We start from the raw sequence: 255 nt of genomic DNA, 5'->3' as shown, positions 1-255 counted from the left end.
CTTCGTCGCGACGACGCTGCGGATATGCCATATATAGTTCGCGTGCCGGGGTCTCCCACTCCGACACCATCGTCGCCGGCATGACGCCTGCTTCGACCAGCGGAGCCAGGCGATCCGGAATCACGCTAGTGTCGACCAACTGTCCGCAGATGATGAAGGTGACTGCCGCGTCAGCGACAGCCGGCTGGCTCCACGCAAGCGGAAAGAGCTTGGCCTTCGCTGCGGGCGTGCGCACCGCAATGAAGCGCCAGTTCT

1 pseudogene is annotated in these 255 nt (G+C 63.5%); it reads right to left on the bottom strand.

The window, feature by feature from the left end:
• Positions 1–255, bottom strand: a pseudogene (locus tag AB4Y36_RS40570) (nitroreductase family protein); the annotation flags it as partial.

The sequence above is a fragment of the Paraburkholderia sp. BR10936 genome, from assembly GCF_040965735.1.
GTDB classification, from domain to species: domain Bacteria; phylum Pseudomonadota; class Gammaproteobacteria; order Burkholderiales; family Burkholderiaceae; genus Paraburkholderia; species Paraburkholderia nodosa_A.
Note: the sequence above shows the minus strand (reverse complement) of the source record. Positions and strands in the feature narration are given on the sequence as shown.